The organism is Streptomyces pinistramenti (assembly GCF_020564935.1).
In the GTDB taxonomy this organism is placed as follows: Bacteria; Actinomycetota; Actinomycetes; order Streptomycetales; family Streptomycetaceae; genus Streptomyces; species Streptomyces pinistramenti.
The window spans coordinates 173,026-194,041 of sequence record NZ_JAJCXB010000005.1 but is presented as its reverse complement, the minus strand read 5'-3'; the positions used below and the strand labels follow the sequence as shown (position 1 = coordinate 194,041).

At 71.1% G+C, this 21,016-nt stretch carries 11 protein-coding genes and 1 pseudogene; 9 read left to right on the top strand and 3 right to left on the bottom strand.

All coding sequences use genetic code 11. The features are described from left to right. Window positions 1–40 precede the first annotated feature (40 nt). From LIU39_RS06090 to LIU39_RS06080, 3 genes are read left to right on the top strand one after another with little or no spacing between them, the layout of a single operon-like run. Window positions 41–286, top strand: coding sequence for a hypothetical protein (locus tag LIU39_RS06090; RefSeq protein ID WP_227045434.1), 246 nt, complete (start codon window positions 41–43; stop codon window positions 284–286). 24 nt (window positions 287–310) lie between these two features. Beyond that, window positions 311–1,219: a transcriptional regulator CynR gene (cynR, locus tag LIU39_RS06085; protein ID WP_227045432.1), complete on the top strand. Its 909-nt coding sequence runs from the start codon at window positions 311–313 to the stop codon at window positions 1,217–1,219. Window positions 1,220–1,261: 42 nt separating this feature from the next. Next, the gene (locus LIU39_RS06080) at window positions 1,262–1,912 is read left to right on the top strand and encodes a GntR family transcriptional regulator (RefSeq protein WP_227045431.1); all 651 of its coding nucleotides are present in this window, start codon (window positions 1,262–1,264) and stop codon (window positions 1,910–1,912) included. 37 nt (window positions 1,913–1,949) lie between these two features. Here LIU39_RS06080 and LIU39_RS06075 read toward each other — a convergent pair whose 3' ends face one another. Next, on the bottom strand, window positions 1,950–2,585 hold the full coding sequence (locus LIU39_RS06075) for a response regulator (protein WP_227045429.1): 636 nt from the start codon (window positions 2,583–2,585) through the stop codon (window positions 1,950–1,952). Next, complete coding sequence (locus LIU39_RS06070; RefSeq protein WP_227045425.1) at window positions 2,582–3,802, bottom strand: sensor histidine kinase; 1,221 nt, start codon at window positions 3,800–3,802, stop codon at window positions 2,582–2,584. Before LIU39_RS06070 ends, LIU39_RS06075 begins: the two co-directional genes overlap by 4 nt. A 353-nt stretch (window positions 3,803–4,155) precedes the next feature. Here LIU39_RS06070 and LIU39_RS06065 point away from each other — a divergent pair, with 353 nt between their 5' ends. Beyond that, entirely contained in the window at window positions 4,156–4,584 is a 429-nt protein-coding gene (locus LIU39_RS06065; RefSeq protein WP_227045423.1) for a VOC family protein, read from the top strand. Between the two features lie 152 nt (window positions 4,585–4,736). Here LIU39_RS06065 and LIU39_RS06060 read toward each other — a convergent pair. Next, window positions 4,737–5,237, bottom strand: a pseudogene (locus LIU39_RS06060) (MmyB family transcriptional regulator); the annotation flags it as partial. Window positions 5,238–5,616: 379 nt separating this feature from the next. Between LIU39_RS06060 and LIU39_RS06055 the strand changes: the two are divergent. From LIU39_RS06055 to LIU39_RS06035, 5 genes are all read left to right on the top strand, one after another. Further along, window positions 5,617–7,065, top strand: coding sequence for an FG-GAP-like repeat-containing protein (locus LIU39_RS06055; protein WP_227045422.1), 1,449 nt, complete (start codon window positions 5,617–5,619; stop codon window positions 7,063–7,065). A 284-nt stretch (window positions 7,066–7,349) separates the two neighbouring features. Further along, a complete protein-coding gene (locus LIU39_RS06050; RefSeq protein WP_227045419.1) occupies window positions 7,350–8,399 on the top strand; it encodes a Rieske 2Fe-2S domain-containing protein in 1,050 nt (349 codons plus the stop codon). A gap of 457 nt (window positions 8,400–8,856) precedes the next feature. Beyond that, window positions 8,857–9,780 (top strand): sterol desaturase family protein, encoded by a 924-nt coding sequence (locus LIU39_RS06045; RefSeq protein WP_227045417.1) that lies wholly within the window; start codon window positions 8,857–8,859, stop codon window positions 9,778–9,780. Between the two features lie 115 nt (window positions 9,781–9,895). Further along, a complete protein-coding gene (locus LIU39_RS06040; RefSeq protein ID WP_227045416.1) occupies window positions 9,896–19,321 on the top strand; it encodes a non-ribosomal peptide synthetase/type I polyketide synthase in 9,426 nt (3,141 codons plus the stop codon). Continuing rightward, window positions 19,314–20,990 (top strand): phytoene desaturase family protein, encoded by a 1,677-nt coding sequence (locus tag LIU39_RS06035; RefSeq protein WP_227045414.1) that lies wholly within the window; start codon window positions 19,314–19,316, stop codon window positions 20,988–20,990. The genes LIU39_RS06040 and LIU39_RS06035 overlap by 8 nt, the downstream gene beginning before the upstream one ends. The last annotated feature ends 26 nt before the right edge of the window (window positions 20,991–21,016 follow it).

The following is a 21,016-nucleotide window of genomic DNA, read 5'->3' as shown; positions in this document are numbered from 1 at the left end:
GCCCTGCCCGGCGCGGGCCGCGAACGGCGCCACGTCCCGGGTGCCCGCACAGGACTCCGGGGTCGCGTCGGCCACCGTCAACTCCGGTCAGCAGGTGGGCGGTTCCCTCGGGTCGGCCGTCTTCCACACGGTCGCCGCGAGCGCGGCCGCCGCCCACCACGGCAGCCCCCGGGCGGCCACCCTGCACGGGTTCACCGCGGCCGTCCGGCATCCCCTGGGCGTCCTGCTGCTCGCGGCCGCCGCGACGTCCACGCTCACGCGGCGGGGCACGGCGGCGGCAGCATGATGGACGGTGCCTATAGTCCGAGGTATGGGTCCGGAACTACGTCACCTCCGTTATCTGATCGCGGTGGCCGAGCAAGGCAACTTCACCCGCGCAGCCGAGGTGCTGTGCATCTCCCAGCCGACGCTTTCGCAACAGATCAAACAGCTGGAACGCGCCGTCGGCGTCCAGCTCATCGACCGCAGCGGCCGCAGCGTCCGGCCGACCGACGCGGGCGAGGCATATGTGCACTACGCCCGGCGCGCCCTGCGGGAGCTGGCCGCGGCCGACCGCGCGGTCCTGGACGTCGCCGACCTCTCCCGAGGGCATCTGCGCCTGGCGATGACGCCCACCTTCACCGCCTACCTCCTCGGCCCTCTCGTGCAGGAGCTGCACGAGCGCTTTCCCGGCGTCACGCTGGAGGTCAGCGAAATGGCGCAGGACCGCATCGAGGCGGGCCTCTTGGCCGACGAACTCGACCTCGGCATCGCCTTCGACGGCCCCCATCCGCCCGGCATCGCCGCCACCGCACTGTTCGCCGAGACCCTCAGTCTCGTCGCCACCGGGGACCGTCCCGACACCAGGGATCAGCGGCCGCTGCCGGTGCAGCAGCTCGCCGAGCAGCGGCTCGCGCTGCTCAGCGAGGGTTTCGCCACGCGCGGCCACATCGACGCCTACTTCGCGCGGCATCGCGTCAGCCCGCCGATCGCGGTGGAAGCCAACACCATTCAGGCCCTCACCGAGATCGTGCGCCGCACCCCCGCACTGGCCACCGTGCTTCCCGACGCCATCACCGACGATCACCCACACCTCACCCCGATCCCTCTCGCCCCTCCCCTGCCCACCCGCGTCGCCGCGCTGCTGCGCCGCGACAGCGCCTACCAGAGCGCCGCCGCCCGTGCCTTCACCCGGCTTGCCCGTGACGTGGTCCAGGGCCGCGGCTACGCACCGGCCTGACGGCATGCCGGACGCGGCACGGGCCGATGAGAGAATGAGGACATGGCAGGGTCTGGAGGGTTTGAGCCCGAGTCGGAGCGGGTCACACGGCAGTTGCGCAACGAGATCATCGACGGCGTCCGCACGCCGGGCAGCAAGCTGGTCGAACGGGAACTCGCCGCCGAACTGGGGGTCAGCCGGCTGCCGATCCGGGATGCCCTGAAGGCGCTGGTGTCCGAGGGGTTGGTGACTCCGCGCCCCCGGACGTGGGCCGTGGTGCGGGAGTTCGCGCCGACCGACATCGCCGACCTCGACGAGGTGCGTTCGGCCTTCGAGACGCTGGCCTTCCGGCTCGCCGCCCAGCGCCGCACCCGCGCCGGGCTCGCGCGGCTCCGCGCAGACCTCGACGCCGAACTGGCCGCGGCCGGCGAGGGCGATGCCGTACGTGCCCGGCGGGCCGCCGCCGACTTCCACGAGACGGTGACCTCACTCGCCGACAACGAGCTGCTCAACGAGCTGGAGCGCACCCTGCGCAGCAGGATGCGCTGGCTCCTGGGGCAGCACGACGACCTCATGGCGATGGCGAAGGAACACGAAGATCTCTACGCGGCCATCGCCGACCGGGACGTGGCACGGGTCGAAGCGCTCGCCATGAAGCACGTGGAGACCGGCCGCAGCGCGGCCGCCGCCCGCCGGAAGCGGCCCCAGGACTGACCGGAAACGGTCACCGGGCGACCGCCGGAGCACGTGCCTACCGGGGCAGCAGTCGCTGTTCCTTGGCGACGGCGACGGCGCCCGCGCGGGTGTCGACGCCGAGCTTGGTGTAGATCCGGCCGAGGTGGGTCTTGACGGTGGCCTCGCTGATGAAGAGCGCGCGGGCGATGTCACGGTTGCCGAGACCGCGGGCGAGCTGCCCGAGGATGTCCCGCTCCCGGTCGGTGAGGGCCGGTGCCGCGGCGCCGCGCATCCGGTCCATCACCCGGCCCGCGACCGGCGGCGACAGCGTCGTACGGCCCTGGGCGGCGGACCGGATCGCCGCGAACAGCTCTGCGGGCCGCTCGGCCTTGAGCAGGTACCCGGTGGCGCCCGCCTCGATGGCGCGGGTGATGTCGGCATCCGTGTCGTACGTGGTGAGGACCAGGACGTGGCCGGAGTCCGGGGTGGCCACGAGGCGACGGGTCGCTTCGGCTCCGTCGATGCCGCTGCCGAGCTGAAGGTCCATCAGGACCACGTCGGGACGGAGTTTGGCGGCGAGGGCGACGGCTTCCTCGCCGCTGCCCGCTTCGCCGACGACCTCGATATCGGGCTCGCTGCCCAGGAGAGCGAGCAGCCCGGCACGTACCACGGCGTGGTCGTCGCAGAGCAGGACACGTACGGGGGCGGTCATGACAGGGGCTCCAGAGGGATCGCGGCGGAGAGGACGGTGCCTTCACCGGGGGCCGTTTCGATGGTGAGGGTGCCGCCGAGCTGCCGCACGCGGGCGCGCATGGCGGGCAGGCCGTGGCCGCGTACCCCGCCGGGGCCTGCTGCGGGGGTGAAGCCCCGGCCGTCGTCGGCGATGTCCACAACGACCTGGTCGTCGAGATGGGTCAGGGTGAGCGCGACGGTGGTGGCGTCCGCGTGTTCGCGCACGTTGGCCAGCGCGCCCTGCGCGATCCGCAGCAGCGCGGACTGGAGCCGGTCGGGAAGCGGCGTCTGCGGGGTGCCCTCCTGGTGGAAGCGGATCCGGAGGGTGGCGGTCGTCTCGCGGACGGCGAGGGCGCGCAGTGCGTCGTCGAGTCCGCCGCCGCCTGCGAGGTCGGCGGGGGCGAGATCGTGGACGAAGCGGCGGGCCTCGGCGAGGTTGTGTCCGGAGATGGACGTGGCGCTGCGGACATGGCATCGGGCTGTCGCCGGGTCGGTGTCCCAGATCCGGTCCGCGGCCTGGAGCAGCATCTGCTGGCTGGACAGGCCCTGGGCGAGAGTGTCGTGGATCTCCATGGACAGCCGCTGGCGCTCGGCCAGGGTGCCCGCACGGCGTTCGGTGGCGGCCAGCTCGCGCCGGGCACGCACCAGGTCGGCGATGACGTTCCGCAGCCGGGCGGCCTGGCGCTGGGAGTGGATGAACACGGCCGTGGCGACGGCGGCGACCGCCGGGGGCGCGAACAGCAGATTCGGGTCGAAGCCGGTCTGCGGCCGCAGTTTGACCTGCGCGGCCACCACGGCGGCGGTGAGCAGCGCGACGAGGACGATCGCGGAGCGGGTGCCCAGGGACCGCAGGCCGGTGTAGAAGAGCGGCACGGCGCACCAGCCGAAGCTCGGCGCGAGGACGATCAGCATCAGCCAGGCGGCGATGACGGCCACGAGCCAGATCCGGTGGGTGGTCGCGGAGCCGCCCGCCGCGGTCCTCTCGTCCGGGCCGAGAACCGGACCGAGTACGTACAGGAGGGCCAGGGTGACGGCGAGGGCGATCACCCAGGGCGTGGCGGGATGGTGCGGGTGGCGCAGCAGGAAGCGGGTCAGTGAGGCGCTCAGCAGCACGAAGAACGTGATGTGCATCACGGCCGCGAGCCGGCGTGCGTCGGGGTCGGCTGCCTCGCTGCCGATGGGCGACCGCCTGTTCATCCCTGCCGCACGCTCCCCGCCCGCCTTGCTTCCCAGCCAAGGCTATCCAGCGGCTCCGCGTCCGCATCAACCGATCGGCTGACCCCGCGGCCGTCCGGGACACCGGGCCCGCCGTCGCCTTCGCCGTCGACCGGGCCCCGGCCGGGAAACGGCGTTGTCCCCGTGCACGGTCAGACGCTAAAGTCAGCCGGGTGACTGCCGGGTCGGCCATGGGCCATGCACGAGTGAGGCTCCCGGCCTCGGCGTGAGCGCGAGGCGGGCAAGAGCCCCGCCCCCTCCTCCGCATCTTCGCTCCCGGCGCCCGTGTGCGGCGCCTGTCCCAGCGCATCCCGAAGATCCGGAGAATCCCACTGATGTCACACGACCAGCAGTACCCGCACCCATCCGAGCCGTCGGCGGCCTCCGTCCAGCTGAACCACACCGCCGTCTTCGCCAGTGACCGGCGCCTGTCGGCCGAGTTCATCGCCACGATCCTGGGGCTGAAGGTCGGCGCCCCGTTCGGGCCGTTCCTGCCCGTAGATCTCGGCAACGGCGTGACGCTCGACTACTACGAGAAGCGGGACGAGCCGATCCAGTCGCAGCACTACGCGTTCCTCGTGCCCGAGGCGCAGTTCCACACCATGATCGCCCGCCTGGAGGCGGTCGGGGTCACCTACTACGCCGACCCCAGCCATACCGAACCCGGCCGGATCAACCGCCTGTTCGGCGGTCACGGCGCGTACTTCGCCGACCCGGACGGCCACAACATGGAGATCATGACCCGGCCCTACGTGCGTCCTTAGCGGGCTGCCCGGCCGCCCTCCACCGTCATGTGCGCACCACGAAGGGAGCCGCGCACAGGCAGCTGTGAGGGCGCGGCGGCGCACGGTCGGGCGTCCCGGACTCCGGTGCCTCCCCCGCCAGTTGGCCGTGTGGGGTGCCGGTCCGTGCGTCCGGCCCAGGAGGCGAGGAAGCGGAGTCCTTCGTGGGAGGGGGTGCCGGGCTCCGCGGTCCAGATGACCAGTTGCTGGTCGGGGTCGGTGCTGGCGGTGAGGGTGTCCCATTCGAGGGTGAGGTCGCCGGGCGGCGAGGGGGTGGAGCGTCTTGGTGCCGATGTTCCGGGCGGCCACGTCGTGCGAGGCCCACCAGTGGCGGAAGTCGGCGTCCTGCACGGAGAGTTCGCCGACGAGGGCGGTCAGGCGCGGGTCGTCGGGAGAGGCGGCGGCTTCCCTGCGCAGCTGCGGGGCGCAGGTGCGGGCGACGGTTTCCCAGTCCGCGTACAGGGTGCGCATGGCGGGGTCGGTGAAGGCCATCCGGATGCAGTTGCGGTCCCTTTCCGGGATCTGCGAGAAACCGGCGACGAGGGCGGCGGCGGGCACGTTCCAGGAGAGGACGTCCATGCGGCGGCCCATGACGATCGTGGGGGCGCGGACAGGTCGTCGGCGAGACGGTCGAGCGCGAAAGGGCCGGGCAGCGTCCAGGAGGGCCCCATCCCCGCTGGCCGAAGCGGGCCGTGGCGCGGCCGCCCGGCAGCGCGTCGATGACCGCGTCCCAGGTGCGCGGGGCCCATGGGGCGCCGGACGCGGTCACTTGAGGAACCGGGCGAAAGCGTCCGGCCGATCGGGACGGCGGCCCGTCTCACCGGAGCCGCGGAAAAGGGGCGCACGGGTGCAACCGCCGAAGTGCGGCACAGTGTCATGCGCCGTGAGGGTCAACCCCTCTGCGAACCCAACCCAACTCAACTCATCGCAACTCAACTCGACATATTCCCCACCCACTTAACCCACCCCACTCCGTTCGATCCACTCCCATCAACTCAACTTCCAGGAGGTCGTGTGCGTAATCGCACCAGGGGCGCGATAGCAGCAGGGATCGGTACCGTCGTCGCGGGGGCCCTCGCCGTCACCGCAGGGGCCGTCACGTCGGGCGCCGCCGGGCCCGGCAAGGACTCGGAGGCCGCGGTCAAGAAGTCCGCGGTGAAGGAGGACTTCAACGGCGACGGCTACAACGACCTGGCCATCGGCGCCCCTGGCGCCTCCGACGGGGCCGGCAGCCTCGCCGTCGTCTACGGTTCGGCCCACGGCCTGGACCCCTCCACCCGCACCGTCATCGACGCCAAGATGCTCGGAATTCCCGACGTCGACGGCCGGTTCGCCGACAAGCTCGCCGCCAGGGATCTGGACGGGGACGGCGTGACGGATCTCGCCGTGCAGGTGGCGGGCGGGTCCGGGGACCGCCTGATCGCGCTCTGGGGCGCCAAGGGCAAGGGGCTGAGCGCCAAGGGGGCCGTCCGGCTCCACGATGCCGAACGGATGGCCGCAGGTGACTTCAACGGCGACGGCAAGCAGGACCTGTTCGTCACCGAGTACATGAAGGAGGACAAGGCCTCGCTGCTCCAGGGCCCCTTCACGCGCGAGGGCAAGCCCGCCGAGGTGCAGACGGTTTCGGTGGCCGACTCCGACGAGGAGGCGTTCGGGCTCACCGCAGGCGACATCAACGGCGACGGCGCCGACGACGTGTTCGTGACCCGGGCCATGGAGGAGTCGGCGCGTCCGGGCGCCGTGCTCCTGGGCGGCAGGAACGGGCTGACCAAGCAGACCGGCGACGGGCCCGAGGCGCTGCCCGCCACCTTCGGCGACTTCAACGGCGACGGCAAGGCAGACCTGGCCTACCGCGAGGCCCCCGGCGACATCGTCGAAGGCCCGTGGACCGACTCCGGCACCGTCAAGGTGCGTTACGGCACCAGGAACGGGCTCGGCAGCCGCACCGCGACCTTCACCCAGGCCACCCCGGGTGTGCCGGGCGCGAACGAGAAGGGCGATGTGTTCGGCGCCTCGCTCGCCGCGGGCGAGGTCGACGGGGACGGCCGTGACGAGCTGGCCGTCGGGGTGCCGGGCGAGTCCATCGGCAGCAAGCGCAAGGCCGGTTCGACAGTTCTGCTCAAGGGCTCGGCCGACGGGCTGACCGGAGCCGGCGCGCAGGCGTTCAGCCAGGACACCGCGGGTGTACCCGGTGTCGCCGAGGCGGGCGACGAATTCGGCGGCAATGTACGGCTGTTGGACATCAACGGCGACGGCAGGGCCGACCTGGCCGACTCCGCGCCCGGCGAGAACGCCGGCGCCGGTGCCGTCTGGTCCGTCCCCGGCAGCTCCTCGGGCCTGGATACCGGCAAGGCGACGTCCTTCGCGCCCGGCGACCTGGGTGCGCCCGCGACCCGGTCCGCCTTCGGCGACAACTTCAACGGTTCGACACCGTCGCCTCTTCGGGGCCTCGAAGAGAGCTGACCCGCTGCGGTCCCGTGGACCGTCCGCCGGGAAGTGCACGGCCCCCGACCACATGATGGATGGTCGGGGGCCGTTTACGCGGGCGGGCAGCGGGCCCCGCCCCTCCCCGGGCTCCCGGCTGCCCCGGCCCGCCCAGGGCGGTCACCGGGAATTCCCCCATGCCTCGTATTGCCGCTCATGCCCCTCTTCACCGACATGCACTCGTTTGGATGAGATACGGCGTGTCAGGACGATCTCGGGACACCGTGGGCAGTCTCCAGGCGAACTGACCTGAAGGGGGAGGCGTGGGATTAGCACGCGAGTACGGGCGCGCCATCAGCGAGGGGCCAACTCCGGCCGACGCGGCGGGGACACCGGCCCTTCCCTACCCGAGCGGCTGGGCCGCGCTGGCGTTCTCGGACGAACTGACGCCGGGCACCGTCCTGACCCGGCCGCTGGCCGGTGAGGACGTCGTCCTCTACCGGCTGGGCTCGGGGGCGGTCCGGGCCATCCGGCCCTACTGTCCGCACCTCGGCGCCCACCTCGGCCTCGCGAAGGTCGAAGGCGACGACCTGGTATGCCCGTTCCACTTCTTCGCCTTCCGTCCCGACGGGACGTGCGTGCGGACGGGATACGACACCCCGCCGCCCAAGTCGCGCCTCGCGCCACTGCCGGTGCGGGAGGCCAACGGCGCCGTCTTCGTCTGGCGGCACCACGACGGCCGGGCACCGGACTGGTCCATCCCCGACTGGCACGCGATCGGTCACCGCCCCGCCCGGCACATCGCCTGGGAGCTGGCGGGCAACGTCCAGGAGGTGATCGAGAATTCGGTGGACCTCGGGCACTTCGCCACCCTGCACGGCTGGTCCAAGGCCGAGATCGGCGGGCCGGTCGCCTACGCCGACGCGACGTTCCACGTCTCCATGCGGGCCCATGAATCGGCGCCGCTGATAGGGGACTTCGTCGTCGAGGTGGAGGTGGACGGGTACGGGCTCGGCTGCCTGCACGCGGACATGTACACGCCGCGGCTCGGGCTGCGGATGTGCACGATGGTGATGCCGACGGCCATCGCGCCCAACCGCATGCAGTTCCGGCAGCTGAACCGCATCGCCTTCAGCGAGCCGGCCCGGCTGCCCGCGCCTCTCGCCCGCGCGGTCAGCCGGACCGCAGCCCGACTGCTGGACCGCCCGATCTTCCGGTCCAGCTGCGAGTTCACCGCCGCCGACTTCCCGATCTGGAACCACAAGCTGTACCAGCAGCCGCCCCGGCTCGCGCACGGCGACGGCCCGATCGGCCCGTTCCGGCGCTGGGCCCGGCGGTTCTACCCGCCGCTGGCGGAGTGCGGGGACGCCTGACGGCCGACCGACGCCGATGCGGGAAATCCCATTGGCATACTAATAATATTAAGTAGCTCAAATTGATGACACGGGGCTCTTTTCATATTCCCCAGGTGTGGACCATCCGGTTCAATGGTCATCAGGTGGAGAGCGGTGACGCGGATACCTGGAACGGCACATCGGTACGCCTTGCTCAAGGCCACCGGAAAAGAAAAGGAACAATGCATACCCGGTTCTGTCGACGCTCATCCATGCGTTTCACGAGTCTGTCCGGCAGCCTGGAAACCGCGAATTCCGGCCAGGCTCCCGAAAGCATCACGCACCTCCCTGAAGGGCCTGCCGAATCCTCTGGGTGCCGGGTAGGCGGGGGTGGTGGACCGCACTGCGAGGTGGGAGTTCGCGCCTCCAGCGGATCCCCGCAGTGATGAGGGCTTCACCTTTTCCGTGTATCGCATCGCATGCAGAGGTGCTACGGATGGAAGAGTTCGAGCAATCAGCCAGCAGCGAAATCGAGCCAACTACGTCCCTGGCGTCCACAAAACGGATTTCGGTTATTTCCCCGGGTTCCGTTCTGCGCGCGACCGCCTATCCGGTGCTTTTCCTGACCACACTTTCGGTGGCTATGGCGGCGCTGCGGTACCGGTGGGATCCCACCCGGGTGAGCCCTCTTCTCCTGATCGGCATCGTCACCTATCTGGTAATTCTCGAACGCCTGATTCCCTACGAGCGCGACTGGCGGCCCCGTGCCGACGAATGGCGTTGGTACGGCGTCTATTTCCTGCTGACCATGGCCGGAGGGGCGCTGGCGCAGGGGCTGGTGACGGCCGCCGTCGGTGTGCTGTCACCGGCCGAACCGGCGCTCGCGCTGTGGCAGGAGATCCCGTGTGCGCTGCTGAGCGGCTCGTTGGCCGGCTATCTGGTGCACCGGCTGGCGCACACCCACACCTGGCTGTGGCGGTTGCACGGAGTGCACCACGTCCCGCAGAAGGTCAATGTCGCCAACAACGGCGTCAACCACATCCTCGACATCGTCATCGAGCAGGGATGTGTCCAACTGACCCTGGCGCTGGCCGGGTTCTCGCGGGAGTCGGTATTCGTCGTGGGCCTCTTCGTGGTCGCGCAGGGGTTCTTCATCCACGCCAACATCGATGTGCGTATGGGCTGGCTCAACCACGCACTCGCGGGTCCTGAACAGCACCGCCTGCACCACAGCACCGCGCTGTCCCAGGCCGGTCACTACGGCTCCGACCTCGCGGTCTGGGACCACCTCTTCGGCAGCTTCACCTGGCGGCCGGGAAGCAGGCCGGTCGCGGTCGGCCTGCGGGATCCCGCGTCGTTCCCCGGTACCGGCGAGATCCTCGCCGCCCAGCTTCACCCGTGGCGCCGTGCGAAGGGCTGAAAGCGGCCCTGCTGACCGGAGTTCCCGGAAGCACACACCACCACTCGTATCCCCCTACCCCATACCCCATCCCCCGATCCCCAGTGCCGCGGCGCACGACGTGAGGAGTTCAACCATGACGGAGGCGCACGACGCTGCCGCACAGGGCAAAGTGGCCATCGTCGGCATGGGCTGCCGGCTGCCCGGTGGCGCGTCCGACCACCGGACTTTCTGGCAGAACCTGCTGGACGGCAAGGACTGCATCACACCGACCCCTGCCGACCGCTACGACGTCACCACGCTCGGCAGCCGGTTCAAAGACAAACCGGGGCGCCTGGTCGGCGGCCGCGGTGGATACATCGACGGCTTCGACGAGTTCGACCCCGCCTTCTTCGGCATCAGCCCGCGCGAGGCCGACCACATGGACCCGCAGCAGCGCAAGCTGCTGGAAGTGGCCTGGGAGGCCCTGGAGGACGGCGGGCAGCGGCCCGCCGAGCTGGCCGGATGTGAAGTCGGCGTGTTCGTCGGCGCGTTCACGCTCGACTACAAGATCCTCCAGTTCTCGGATCTCAGCTTCGCCTCGCTGGCCGCGCACACGGCGACCGGCACCATGATGACGATGGTGTCGAACCGCATCTCGTACTGCTTCGACTTCCGCGGCCCCAGCGTCTCGCTCGACTCCGCGTGCAGTTCGTCGCTGGTGGCCGTGCACCTCGCCTGCCAGAGCCTGAACCGCGGCGAGACCGGCCTCGCGCTGGCCGGCGGGGCCCTGCTGCACATGGCGCCGCAGTACACCATCGCCGAGACCAAGGGCGGATTCCTCTCGCCCGACGGCCGGTCACGGACCTTCGACGCCTCGGCCAACGGTTACGTACGGGCCGAAGGGGTCGGCGTCGTCGCGCTCAAGCGGCTGGACGACGCCCTGCGCGACGGGGATCCGATCCATGCGGTGATCGTCGGCAGCGGGGTCAACCAGGACGGCCGCACCAACGGCATCACCGTGCCCAACCCTGACGCGCAGGTCACCCTCATCCAACGCGTCTGCGCCGAGGCCGGCATCGCACCCGGCAGCCTCCAGTACATGGAGGCGCACGGCACCTCGACACCGGTCGGCGACCCGATCGAGGCCAACGCGCTGGGCCGCGCACTGGCGCTCGGGCGGCGGCCCGGTGACCGCTGTTACGTCGGCTCGGTCAAGGCGAACATCGGGCACACCGAAGCGGCCGCCGGCATCGCCGGGCTGATCAAGACCGCCCTGTGCCTCGAACACCGGAAGATCCCGCCCCACATCAACCTGAAGCAGCTCAACCCCGCCATCGAACAGGGCGCCCTGCCCTACGAGTTCCCCGACCGGGTGACCGACTGGCCCGCGCACGAGGGCCCCGCGCGGGCCGGGGTGAACTCGTTCGGCTTCGGCGGCACCAACGCGCACGTCCTGCTGGAGGCAGCACCCCCGCAGCCTCCGGACGGGCGCCCCGGCGCGCCGGAGGACCGCGCCTGGACCATCCTGCCGCTGAGCGCGCGGACCGCCGACGCCCTCCCCGAGGTGGCCGCGGGCATCCGCGAAGAGCTGTCCGGCACCCACGGCGCGGCGGCCTCGCTGACCGACATCGGCCACACCCTCGCCCACCGCCGCCAGCACCACGCCGCGCGCCTGTCCGTCGTCCACTCCTCGCGCGACTCGCTGGACGAGGCGCTCGCCGCCTACACGCGCGGCGAGCCCCACCCCCGGGTGCTCCAGGGCCAGCAGCGGGACGCCGCGCAGCGCCGCCTGGTCTGGGTGTTCACCGGGATGGGGCCCCAGTGGTGGGGCATGGGCCGCGAGCTGTTCGCGAACGAGCCGGTCTACCGCGAGGTGATCACCCGCTGCGACGAGGAGATCCGCAGGCAGGCGGGCTGGTCGCTGATCGAGGAGCTGAACGCCGACGAGTCCGCGTCGCGGATGGCCGAGACCTGGCTCGCGCAGCCCGCCAACTTCGCCCTGCAGATCGGCCTGGCGGCGATGTGGCGCGCGTACGGCGTGCGCCCGGAAGCCGTGGTCGGACACAGCACGGGCGAGATCGCGGCCTTCTACGAAGCGGGGGTCTACACCCTGGCGGAAGCGGTCCGGATCGCCCTGCACCGCAGCCGCCTCCAGCAGCAGCTGGCAGGCACCGGCACGATGCTCGCCGTCAGCCTCTCCGAGGCGGAGGCGGAGCGCCACGTCGCGCCGTACGGCGACCGGGTCTCCGTGGCGGCGGTCAACAGTCCCACCGCGATCACGCTCGCCGGTGACGAGGACGCGCTGACGCAGCTGGCGGCCGAGCTGGGCGCCGAGCAGGTCTTCGCCAAGTTCCTTTCGGTGCGTGTCCCTTACCACAGCGCCTCCATGGACGCGATCAAGGACGAGCTGCTGTCCTCACTGGCCGGGCTCGATCCGCAGCCTGCCCGGGTGCCGCTGTATCTGACCGGCCAGGACGGTGTGGCGCACGGCCCGGAACTGGACGCGGGCTACTGGTGGAAGAACGTCCGTGACCGGGTCCGCTTCCGCGCCGCGGTCGACCGCATCGCCGACGACGGCTACGGCCTGTTCCTGGAGATCGGCCCGCATCCGGTGCTCGGCCACTCCCTCCGCGAATGCCTCGAAAGCAAGGGGCTCGACGCCGACGGCCTCAAGGACAGCACCCTGCCGTCGATCCGCCGCCAGGAGGACGAACCGGAGCGCTTCGCCGCCTCGTTGGCGACGCTGCACAACCTCGGCGTCGACATCCGGTGGGACGTGCTGCACCCCGCGGGCCGGCCGGTTCCCCTGCCGCGCTACCCGTGGAAGCGGGACCGCTACTGGACCGAGCCCGCGCCCGTCGAGCAGGTCAGGCTCGGTCGCCAGGACCACCCGCTGCTGGGCCGCCGCACGGCCCACACCGAACCGACGTGGGAGGCCCGGCTCGACGTCGAGGCCCTGCCCTATCTCGCCGACCACCGCATCCAGGACACCGTGGTGTGTCCCGCGGCCGGCTACCTGGAGATGGCGATGCAGGCGGTGCGGGCGGTCACCGGCGGCACCCACGTCGCGCTGGCCGACATCGAGCTGCGCAAGGCGCTCTTCCTGCCCGAGGAGGAGAGCAGGACGGTGCAGCTGTCCCTGTCCATGGAGAACGCCGGGTTCACCATCGCGTCGCTGCCGGACGCGGACGGCGACCCGCTCGTGCACGCGAGCGGCGTGGTGCGTACCGGGCAGCGCCGGACGTACGGGCCCGCGCTGGACGCCGACGCGATCCGCGCGCGCAGCCTGCGCCGGCTGGACGGCGACGCCTGCTATGCGGCGCTGACCGCACTCGGGTATCACTACGGCCCCGCCTTCCAGGCCATCGAAGAGGTGTGGATCGGCCCCGACGAGGTCCTCGCCCGGGTACGTCCCACCGCCGAACTCGGCGACGACGCCGCCCGCCACCACTTCCACCCCGTACTGCTCGACGCCTGCTTCCAGTCACTGCTGACTCCCCAGCTCCTGGAGGCGCACGAGGAGGGCGGCACCGGCATCCGGCTGCCGCTGTCGATCGACGAGGTGTGCGCGGGGCCCGTCGGCGACCAGCCGCTCTGGGTGCACGCCACCGTCACCCGTCGCGACGAGGAGGAGTTGGTCGGCGACCTCACCGTGTACGGCGACGGCGGCGAGCCGCTGGGCCGGATCGGCGGGTTCCGCGCGGCCGACGTGGAGAAGGCGTCGACCACGGTCGGCCGGAGCACCATCGACTCCTGGCTGGCCGAGACCGTCTGGACCGAGCTGCCGCCCGACGCAGTCGTGGCAGGAGAGGAGGACGACCGGACTGCCGGCCGCGGCACGGACGCGCCGTCCGGGCCCGGATCCTGGCTGGTCTTCACCGACGCCGCGGGGCTCGGCGACGAGCTGGCGGCGCTGGTGAGCGCGCGAGGCGGGCGCTGCCACGTGGTGCGTCCTGGCCACGCCTATGCCCAGGAGGGGCGGGAATTCACGGTCGAACCGGGCTCCGTCGACCACCTGGAGCGGCTCTTCGCCGATCTGGACCGGCAGGGCGAGGAGCCGCCGGGTGCCCTGGTGCACCTGTGGAATCTGGACCTGCCGGCGATCGACGACACCGTACGGGCCGACTTCGGGCGACACGTCAGCGCGGGCTCCTACTCGCTCATCGCGCTCGCCCGCGCGCTGCTGTCCTGCGGGACCGGCGGCAGGCTGCACATCGTCACGCGCGGGGCGCAGGCGGTACGTGCCGGCGAGGCCGTCGAGCCGCTGGGCGCGCCCGCGTGGGGGGTCGGCCGGGTGCTGTGGCATCAGGAGCTGACCGGCCACCGCGGCAAGCTGATCGACCTGGACCCCGACGGGATCCGGGGCGCCGCCGGGATCCGCGCCGAGGCGGAGGTGCTGCTGCGCGAGGTCCTGGCCGACGACGAGGAAGAGATCGCGCTGCGTGGCGAGGGCCGCCTCACCAGCCGGCTGCGGCCGGCCGACGGGCTGACCCGCCCGCTGCCGCTGCTGCTGCGGGCCGACGGAAGTTACCTGGTGACCGGCGCGTTCGGGGCGCTCGGCCGGCTGCTGTGCCGGACCCTCGTCAGACGAGGTGCGCGTCGCCTGATCCTGATGGGCCGCAGCCGGCTGCCCGGACGCGAGCAGTGGCGCGGCCTCGATCCCGCCACTCCGGAAGGCCGGGCCGTGGCGTTCCTCAAGGAGTTGGAGGCGCTGGGCGCGCAGCCCGTCCTGGCCCCGGTCGACCTGACCGACGAGGACGCGCTGGCCGACTGGCTCCAGGACCACAGGCGCGGTGACCCGCCGCCCATCCGGGGCGTGTTCCACCTGGCGGGCCAGGTGCGCGACACGCTGATCACGGACATGGACCGGTCCACCTTCGATGCGGTCCACGACCCGAAGGCCGTCGGCGCGTATCTGCTGCACCGGCATCTGCGGGACGAGCCGCTTGAGCACTTCGTCCTGTTCGCCTCGATCGCGTCGCTGCTGACGACGGCGGGGCAGACCAACTACGCGGCGGGCAACGCCTTCCTGGACGCGCTGGCCCACCACCGCCGGGCGCAGGGCCTGCCGGCGCTGAGTGTGGACTGGGGCCCGTGGGCGACCGGCATGATCGAGGAGCTGGGGCTCGTCGAGCACTACCTGCACAGCCGCGGGATGAGTTCACTGTCGCCCGAGGCCGGTATGGCGGTGCTCGAACGCGTCATGGGCCAGGACCGTGCGCAATTGCTCGTCGCGACGGTCGTCGACTGGCCGGTCTTCCTGGCCTGGTACTCCTCACCGCCACCGCTGGTGTCCGAGCTGGCGGCGGCTGCGGAGGGCCCGGCCGGCGAGGAGGGCAGCGGATTCCTCGACACCCTTCGTGCGGCCGGAGCCGACGAGCGCAGGTCGCTGGTGGCCGAGCGGTTCACCGCGCTGGTCGCCTCCGTGCTGCGGGCCGCTCCCGAGCAGGTCGATCCGTCGGCCGGGCTCAATGTCCTGGGGCTCGACTCGCTGCTGGCGATGGAGCTGCGGGCCCGGGTCCACGCGGAGTTCAAGGTCGCGCTGCCGGTGGTCGCGCTGCTGAGCGGCACCCCGGTCGGTGAGCTGGTGGCACAGCTGGACGAGGGTCTGGCCGAGCTGGTGGCGGCCGACGAGCGGGGTGGTGAGTGGGTTCCGGAGCTGTACGAGGACGAGTGGCAGTATCCGCTGACGCAGAACCAGAAGGCGCTGTGGTTCCTCAAGCAGCTCAACCCCACGGGCTACGCCTACAACATCGGGGGCGCGGTCGAGGTGCGGGTCGCGCTCGAACCCGAGGTGATGTTCGAGGCGGTCCGCCGTCTGATCGCCCGCCATCCGGCGCTGCGCACCAACTTCCTGCTGGAGGACGGGCAGCCGGTGCAGCGGGTGTCGGCGGCGACGCCGGCCGACGTCGCACTGTTCGACGTGCAGGGCCAGGAGTGGGACGACATCCACCGGGTGATCGTCGAGGAGTACCGCAAGCCCTACGACCTCGAACGGGATCCGCTGGTCCGCTTCCGCCTGTTCAAACGAGGCGAGGACCGGTGGGTGATCATGAAGGCCGTTCACCACATCGTCTCCGACGCGATCTCGACGTTCACCTTCATCGAGGAACTGCTGGCGCTCTACGAGGGGTTGCGGCACGGCCAGGAGCCCTCGCTGGCGCCGGTGCCGGCCCGCTATCTCGACTTCCTCAACCAGCAGAACCGCTTTCTGGCCGGCCGCGAGGCCGAGGGCATGCTCGACTACTGGCGGTCGCATCTGCCGGCCCAGGTCCCGTTGCTCGATCTGCCGGTCGACAAGCCGCGCCCCGCGGTGCAGACGCACAACGGCGCCTCCGAGTTCTTCGTGCTCGACACGGAGCTCAGCGCCCGCGTCCACGCGCTGGCGCGTGAGCACCACGTGACCCCGTTCATGGTGCTGCTCAGCGCGTACTACGTCCTGCTGCACCGCTACTCCGGGCAGGACCACCTCATCGTCGGCAGTCCGGTGACCGGCCGTACCCAGCAGGAATTCGGCTCCGTCTACGGGTACTTCGTCAATCCGCTGCCGCTGCACGCGGACCTGTCGGGCGGTCCTTCGGTCGCCGAGCTGCTGGAGCAGGTGCGCACGACCGTGCTGAACGGTCTGGACAACCAGGAGTACCCGTTCGTCCTGCTGGTCGAGAAGCTGGGCCTGCAGCACGATCCGAGCCGCTCGGCGGTCTTCCAGGCGATGTTCATCCTGCTCACGCACAAGGTCGCCACCGAGAAGTACGGGTACCGGCTGGAGTACATCGAACTGCCCGAGGAGGAGGGCCAGTTCGACCTGACGCTGTCGGCCTACGAGGACGAGGCGGAGCGGCGTTTCCACTGCGTGTTCAAGTACAACACCGACCTGTTCCTGCCGGAGACGATGCGGCGGATGGCGTCGCACTACGTCAACCTGCTCGACGCGATGACCCGGGCACCGGCCGGGCGGCCCACCCCCCGGCTTGACATGCTGGACGCCCCGGAGCGTGCGCGGCTGATCGGTGACTGGAGCGGCGCCGGCCGGCTGGCGCTGCCGCCCGGCGGCTCGGACCGGAGCGCGGAGCCCGGCCTGCCGGTGCACGTGCTGATCGGCAGGGCCGCCGCCGAGCGGCCCGATGCGGTGGCGGTATCGGCGCCCTCGCTCCATGGTGTGACCCGGCGGCTGACCTATGCCGAACTGGAGCGCAGGGCAGGCGGGCTGGCCGGGCGGCTGCGCGAGCGCGGGGTCGGGGCGGGCTCGGTGGTGGCGTTGAGTCTGGACAAGTCGCCCGAGCTGGTCGTCGCACTGCTGGCGGTCCTCAAGGCGGGCGGCGCCTATCTGCCGCTTGAGCCCGGCCATCCGGCCGACCGCATCGCCCGGATGGTGGGCGCCGTCGGCGTCTCGCTCGTGGTCGTCGCCGACGGTGACGGCCTGGAGGCGGCGAGGGGTCTGCCTGCCGAGGTGGTGACGCTGGACGAGCTGCTCGGCGCGGATGCGGATGCGCCCGTGGACGTGCCGGCGGATCCGGTCGACCTGGACGCTCCGGCGTACGTCATCCACACCTCGGGCTCCACGGGGCGCCCCAAGGCGGTGCAGGTCAGTCACCGCAACCTCGCATCGGCGTACGGCGCATGGCTCCAGGAGTACCGCCTGGAGGACGACGTGCGGGTGCATCTCCAGATGGCCGCGCCGTCCTTCGACGTCTTCACCGGCGACCTGGTGCGGGCGCTGTGCTCCGGCGGCAGCCTGGTGCTCGCCGACCGTGACCTGCTTTTCGACACCGCGCGCCTGTACCGGACGATGCGTCAGGAGCAGGTGGACTGCGGTGAGTTCGTGCCGGCTGTGGTGCGTGGGCTGATGGATCACTGCGAGCGGGAGGGGCTGCGGCTGGACTTCATGCGGCTGCTGGTCGTCGGCTCGGACGCCTGGAAGGTCGCGGAGTACCGGCGGCTGCGCGGCCTGTGCAGCCCGCGGACGCGGGTGGTCAACTCGTACGGCGTCACCGAGGCGACGATCGACAGCGCGTACTTCGAGGGGCCGGTCGACGACCTGGAGCCCGGCCGGATGGTGCCGATCGGGCGGCCGCTGCCGAACAGCACGCTGCACATCCTCGACGAACGCGGCGAGCCGGTGCCTCCGGGTGTGCCGGGCGAACTGTGGATCGGCGGCCGCGGCGTCGCGATCGGGTACGCAGGGGATTCGGAACAGACCGCGCAGCGGTTCGTGACCCGGACCCTGGGGCGTGAGCCGGGTGCAGGGCCGGAACGGCTGTACCGCAGCGGCGATGTCGCGCGGTGGGACGCCCAGGGCCGGGTGCATGTGCTCGGCCGGGTCGACAACCAGGTCAAGCTGCGGGGCCACCGCATCGAGATCGGTGAGATCGAAGCGCAGCTGGCGCAGTGGCCCGGCCTTGCGCGGGCGGTGGTCACCGTACGCCAGGACACCGGCGGCGAGGCCGCGCTGTGCGCCTACTGCGTGCCGGCCGGCGGCACCGCACTGAACCGGCGTGAGCTGCGCCGGCACCTCGCCGGGTATCTGCCGACGTACATGATTCCGTCGTACTTCGTGGAGCTGCCACGGCTGCCGCTGACCCCGAGCGGAAAGGTGGATGTCGCGGCGCTGCCTGCCCCGCGGTCCGACGGCGGCGAGGAGCCGCACGAGGAGCCGGTGACGCGCTACGAAGTGAGCATGGCCCGGCAGTGGCAGAAGCTGCTCGGCCTGGAACGGGTCGGCCTTGAACAGGACTTCTTCGAAGTGGGCGGCAGTTCGATCAAGTTGATCGAACTGATCCACCACCTGCGGACGGAGTTCGGCGTCAGCATTCCCGTCAGCCATCTGTACCGGGTCACGACCCTGCACGGCATGGCCAGGACCGTGGAACAGCTCCTGCAGAACGAGACCGCCGACGAGCTGCCGTATCTGAGTTTCAACGGCCCCGGCGCGACGGTCTTCTGCTTCCCGCCCGCGGGCGGCCACGGGCTGGTCTACCGCGAGTTCGCGACGCGGCTGCCGCAGTACCGGCTCGTCGCCTTCAACTACGTGCCGGGCGACGACAAGGTGGTGCGCTACGCGGATCTGGTCGAGTCGCTCCAGCCCGAGGGTCCGTGCCTGCTGCTCGGCTATTCCCTCGGCGGCAACCTCGCGTTCGAGGCGGCCAAGGAGCTGGAAAGCCGCGGGCGCCGGGTGGCGCATGTGATCATTCTGGACTCGCAGCGCATCGTGGAGCCCTACGTTCCCGGCCCCGAGCACATCGAGGCGTTCGAGGCGGAGCTGGGCGAGCACCTGCTCAAGCACACCGGCTCGGAGGTCGTCGCACAGGACGTGCTCGATCACGCCGCGGAGTACCTGGCGTTCTGCGGCCGTACTCCGAATCTCGGGGCGGTGGCGGCGGCGGTCAGCGTGATCACGGATGAGGAGAAGACGGCGCTGTACGCGTCCGGAGAGCGTGGTACCTGGCACGGCAGCTCGACCGGCAGCACCGCGGTGCTGCGCGGCTCCGGTACGCACGCCGACATGCTCGACCCCAAGCACCTCGCCCGCAACGCGAATCTGGTGCTGGGCGTTCTGGCGGGGGGCGAAGTCCATGCCTGATGATCTGGAGCCGGACTGGAGCGAGCGCGGCTCGGGCGGCAGGCCGCGGGTCATCGTGATCGGCGCGGGTGTCGGCGGCATGTCGACCGGCAGTTACGCGCAGATGAGCGGGATGCGGACCCGCATCTTCGAGAAGCACGTACTGCCCGGAGGGTGCTGCACGGCGTGGTCGCGTGACGGCTACATCTTCGACTACTGCATCGAGTGGCTGATCGGGACGGCCGCCGGCAACGAGGCGCACCAGGTGTGGCGGGAGCTGGGGGCGCTCGACGGCAAGTCGATCACGAACTTCGACCTGTTCAACCGGGTCACCGACGAGAGCGGCCGCTCGGTGACGTTCTACAACGATCCGGACCGTCTGGAGCGGCATCTGCTGGAGCTGTCCCCCGCCGACGCGCGGCCGATCCGCGCGTTCTGCCGGGATCTGCGGCGGTTCCTCGGCATCGAGCTGTATCCCTTCCTGACGCCGCCGCCGCTGCGGAGCGCTAGGGAGAAGGCGGCGCTGCTGCGGACCGTGCTGCCGGCGTTCCGGCTGTTCTGGCGGACCGCGGCGCTGCCGATGCACACCTTCGCCGACCGTTTCCAGGATCCGCTGCTGCGCCGGGCGTTCCGGAACATCTTCTTCCAGGACCCGGAGGGCTTCCCGCTGCTGCCTTACCTGTTCAACATGGCCAGTGCCTATCACCACAACGCCGGTTTCCCGCAAGGCGGTTCGCTGGGTCTGGCCCGGTCGATCGAGGAGCGGTACACATCACTGGGCGGTGAGATCACCTACCGTGCGCGGGTCGAGCGGATCCTGGTGGAGAACGACCGCGCGGTCGGCGTGGAACTCCGCAACGGCAAGCGGTTCTACGCCGACCACGTCGTGTCGGCCTGCGACGGATACACCACCATCTACGGCCTGCTCGACGGCCGGTACACGGGGCCGCGGATCGACAAGCTCTACGAGGAGCTGCTGGACCGTCCCGGTGCCCTCTTCCCCGCCGTCGTCTCGGCGTTCGTCGGCATCAAGGGCGACCTCCCGACCGGCGACGCGCACAGCACCACGTATCTGCTGTCCGACGAGGAGGCCGCCGAACTGCCCGGCGCGCTGCAGAAGAGCCTGGTGGTGCAGTTGCGTTCGCGCTATTCGGACGGCTTCGCCCCGGAGGGGAAGTCGGTGGTCCACTGCACCTACTTCAGTGACTTCTCCTACTGGAAGAACCTGCGGGGCAGCGACCGCAAGGAGTACTGGGCACAGAAGCGCAGGGTGGCCGACTTCGTGCGGAGCTTCCTGGAGCGCCGGTGGCCGGGCACCGGCGAGCGGATCGATGTGGTCGACATCGCCTCGCCGGCCACGACCAAGCGCTACACCGGCAACTTCGACGGCAGCATTCTTGCCTGGAAGGCGTTCTCCGATGCCGACGACCTGGCGGCCAAACTGGTGGGCAAGGACCGGATGCGGCTGCCGGGGCTGAGCGGATTCTCCATGGCCGGGCAGTGGGTCGGCCTCGGTGGCCTGATCCGCGCCGCGTCGACCGGCAGGTTCGCGGCCCAGTACCTGTGCGAGGAGCTGGGCCTGGAGTTCACCGCGTGGGAGAGCGCGGGCGAGGAGCCGTGGCATCCGGGGAAGCTGGGGCATCTGCCGCAGCTCGACCGGTGGTCCGCGCGCGGGAAGGCAGGCGCGTGAGCGGCGGGGAGGCGCCGGACACGGCG

Coding starts and splice junctions, on each gene's coding strand:
- LIU39_RS06040 (WP_227045416.1), top strand. CDS start 9,896: ATGACGGAGGCGCACGACGCTGCCGCACAGGGCAAAGTGGCCATCGTC.
- LIU39_RS06075 (WP_227045429.1), bottom strand. CDS start 2,585: ATGACCGCCCCCGTACGTGTCCTGCTCTGCGACGACCACGCCGTGGTA.
- LIU39_RS06035 (WP_227045414.1), top strand. CDS start 19,314: ATGCCTGATGATCTGGAGCCGGACTGGAGCGAGCGCGGCTCGGGCGGC.
- LIU39_RS06070 (WP_227045425.1), bottom strand. CDS start 3,802: ATGAACAGGCGGTCGCCCATCGGCAGCGAGGCAGCCGACCCCGACGCA.
- LIU39_RS06065 (WP_227045423.1), top strand. CDS start 4,156: ATGTCACACGACCAGCAGTACCCGCACCCATCCGAGCCGTCGGCGGCC.
- cynR (WP_227045432.1), top strand. CDS start 311: ATGGGTCCGGAACTACGTCACCTCCGTTATCTGATCGCGGTGGCCGAG.
- LIU39_RS06080 (WP_227045431.1), top strand. CDS start 1,262: ATGGCAGGGTCTGGAGGGTTTGAGCCCGAGTCGGAGCGGGTCACACGG.
- LIU39_RS06045 (WP_227045417.1), top strand. CDS start 8,857: ATGGAAGAGTTCGAGCAATCAGCCAGCAGCGAAATCGAGCCAACTACG.